Raw genomic sequence first — 2,598 nt, forward strand, 5'->3', positions numbered from 1 at the left:
CTGACGTCGTTCTCCCGCACGATCACGCCGCGGGAGAACGACGCTGCCGGGCCTCGGAAGTCTGGCCGTGCCGTCGTCCGGTTCGCGGCTCACCCTCCGTACGTCCAGGCACTCCCCGGAGAACAGTTTCCCCCCGGACAGTGTCAATTACGTAGATCCGGTTTGTCGGTAGCCTGCAGATGTGTCGAGCGAGAAGACGCCTCCCCGGCGGGAGGCGCCCCCGTCAGGAGCCGCACTGGCCGAGGCGCTGATGCGCACCACGCACGCGCTGCGGCGTTTCACCGGGCAGCCCTGCCTGCGACGCGGCTGGTCCACGTCCCGGGTCCTGTTGATGCTCGCCGTCGACGAGGCGGGCACGCCGCGGATGGGTGAGCTGAAGGACCGGCTCGGCGTCACCGGCAGGTCGATCACGTCCCTGGTGGACGGCCTGGAGGACGAGGGGCTGCTGAGCCGGCGCCACGACCCGGCCGACCGCAGGTCCACCCGGCTGGAGATCACCGCCAAGGGCCGCGAGCACCTGGGCGAGATCAAGGAACTGCACGACGCGCACGCCGACCTCACCTTCGGCGTCCTCAGTGAGGCCGAACGCGGCGTCCTGCTCGACATGCTCGACCGGCTCCGCGACCACGTCGCGGGCCGGCTGCCCGGCGCGGAGGGATCACGAGGTCCCGCCTGAGGCGACGCCCTCCACGAGGCTCACGGCCGGTACGGGATCACGCACGGACGACATTCCTCGGGCCCGGCGCTTCGCGGCTCACGACCCGGCGCGCTTCCGCACGAAGATCCGGACGTTGAGGGCGATGATGAGGAACCAGCCCGTGATGACGACAACTCGCCCCAGCCACCACCAGGAGCTGGAGTCCCAGCCGAACAGCACCTGGTAACCGTCCCAGGGCTTGCCCGACAGCAGCCCCAGCGCCTGGGTGGCGACGACGCACAGGCCGAAGCCGATGACCAGCAGATTGACCCAGGCCGGGCGGGGCGGGCGCAGGCTGTCCCGCAGGCGGAGCCCGCGTATGTCGTCGAGTTCCACGGCCGCACCTCACCCTGACATCGCGGAGAGCCTTGTGAGAAGGAGTCTAAATCGGACGCGGGGACAGGAGCGGCGATCATAGGTTGGAGGCATGGAAGTCGGCGAACTGCTGGGGACGGGGCGCAGCGCGGACGTGTACGCCCTGGGCGAGGGCAGGGTGCTGCGCCGCTACCGCAAGGACATCGACGCGCGGCTCGAGACGGGTGTCATGGCGCACGTGGCCGGCCACGGGTACCCGGTCCCGCGGGTCTACCCCGGCGAGGGGTCACGCGCCGACATCGTGATGGACCGGGTGGACGGCCCGACCATGGGGTACGCGCTCGTCCAGGGGACGACCACGCCGGAGGAGGCGGGCCGGGTGCTGGCGCGGCTGCTGCGGCGCCTGCACGAGATCCCGGCCAGGGCCGGCGCCGATCCGGAGGACCGGGTGCTTCACCTGGACCTGCATCCGGAGAACGTCATCCTGGCGCCCGGCGGCCCCGTGGTGATCGACTGGTGCAACACGCGTGAGGGGGCGCCCGCGCTGGACTGCGCGATGTCGGCGATCATCCTGGCGCAGATCGCGGTGGACGCCGAGGACTCCGCCGTCCGCCTCGCGCACGCCACGCTGGCCGCGCTGGTGGACGGGCTCGGCGACGCGCTCGACACGCGGGGGCCTCTGGAGCGGGCCATGGAGCGCCGGGCCGCCGACCGGGCCCTCAGCGGCAAGGAGGTCGCGCTGCTGGGCGCGGCCGTGGCCCTGATCAGGGCGCTCAAGGGCTGATCGCGCCGGCGGGCGCGGGCCTCCTGGACGCGTGGCTGCCGCTCGGCCTTCTCGCCGCCTCCGGCGTCCGGGGCGGGCTGCGACGCGGGTGCACCATCGATTGAGGGTTTATCGCGATAAAAGGCCGCATCACTGCGCGAAAGTTTACATCGAAAGTTCAACGATACCGTTGAAGGCATGGACATCAAGGACACAGCCCGCCCCCTCGACGGCGCGAGCGTCTCGGCCTTCCTCCGTTCGCTCCCCACCGCCCCCGTGCTGCTCGGCCTGGGCGAGGCCCGGCACTTCGTACCGGAGCTGGGCGAGCTGCGCAACGAGATCTTCCGGCACCTGGTGGAGCACGAGGGCTACCGTTCGCTCGCGGTCGAGAGCGACTGCCTCAGGGGCCTGCTGGTGGACGACTACGTCACGACGGGCGCGGGCACGCTCGACGACGTCATGGAGCGCGGCTTCAGCCACAACTTCGGCACCGCCCCGGGCAACCGCGACCTCGTCCGCTGGATGCGCGCCTACAACGAGGAGCACGAGGACAAGCTCCGCTTCTTCGGCTTCGACGGCCCGCTGGAGTACTGGGCCGAGAGCCCGCGCCAGGCGCTCACCGCCCTGCACGCCCTCCTCGACGGCCCGCTCCCCTGCACCGGCGAGGAGCTCGGCACGCTGCTCGGCCCCGACGAGCGGTGGACGGACGAGGCGACGGTCATGGACCCGTCCCGGTCGATCGGCCGGTCCGCCGACGCCCGGCGGCTGCGGCTGATCGCCGACGACCTGGTGGCGCTGCTGGAGACGCAGGGGCCGCGGGCGG

The 2,598-nt window shown here is 71.7% G+C and carries 4 protein-coding genes; 3 read left to right on the plus strand and 1 reads right to left on the minus strand.

Annotation, left to right across the window (positions count from 1 at the left end):
* Positions 1-181: 181 nt before the first annotated feature.
* Positions 182-676, plus strand: coding sequence for a MarR family winged helix-turn-helix transcriptional regulator (locus KME77_RS28970; RefSeq protein ID WP_219461021.1), 495 nt, complete (start codon positions 182-184; stop codon positions 674-676).
* A 78-nt stretch (positions 677-754) separates the two neighbouring features.
* Here KME77_RS28970 and KME77_RS02015 read toward each other — a convergent pair whose 3' ends face one another.
* The gene (locus KME77_RS02015) at positions 755-1,033 is read right to left on the minus strand and encodes a hypothetical protein (protein ID WP_219461023.1); all 279 of its coding nucleotides are present in this window, start codon (positions 1,031-1,033) and stop codon (positions 755-757) included.
* A gap of 91 nt (positions 1,034-1,124) precedes the next feature.
* On the opposite strand from KME77_RS02015, the gene KME77_RS02020 reads away from it, so the two are divergent.
* Together KME77_RS02020 and KME77_RS02025 are read left to right on the plus strand one after the other, a co-directional pair.
* Positions 1,125-1,796, plus strand: coding sequence for a phosphotransferase (locus KME77_RS02020; RefSeq protein WP_219461026.1), 672 nt, complete (start codon positions 1,125-1,127; stop codon positions 1,794-1,796).
* A gap of 177 nt (positions 1,797-1,973) precedes the next feature.
* On the plus strand, positions 1,974-2,598 hold a 625-nt coding region (locus tag KME77_RS02025; protein WP_219461028.1), incomplete at its 3' end, for an erythromycin esterase family protein.

It is taken from the genome of Nonomuraea rhizosphaerae (assembly GCF_019396405.1).
GTDB classification, from domain to species: Bacteria; Actinomycetota; Actinomycetes; order Streptosporangiales; family Streptosporangiaceae; genus Nonomuraea; species Nonomuraea rhizosphaerae.

What these genes read in the sequence shown, in the direction of transcription:
- KME77_RS02020 (WP_219461026.1), top strand. Translation starts at nt 1,125, where the DNA reads ATGGAAGTCGGCGAACTGCTGGGGACGGGGCGCAGCGCGGACGTGTAC.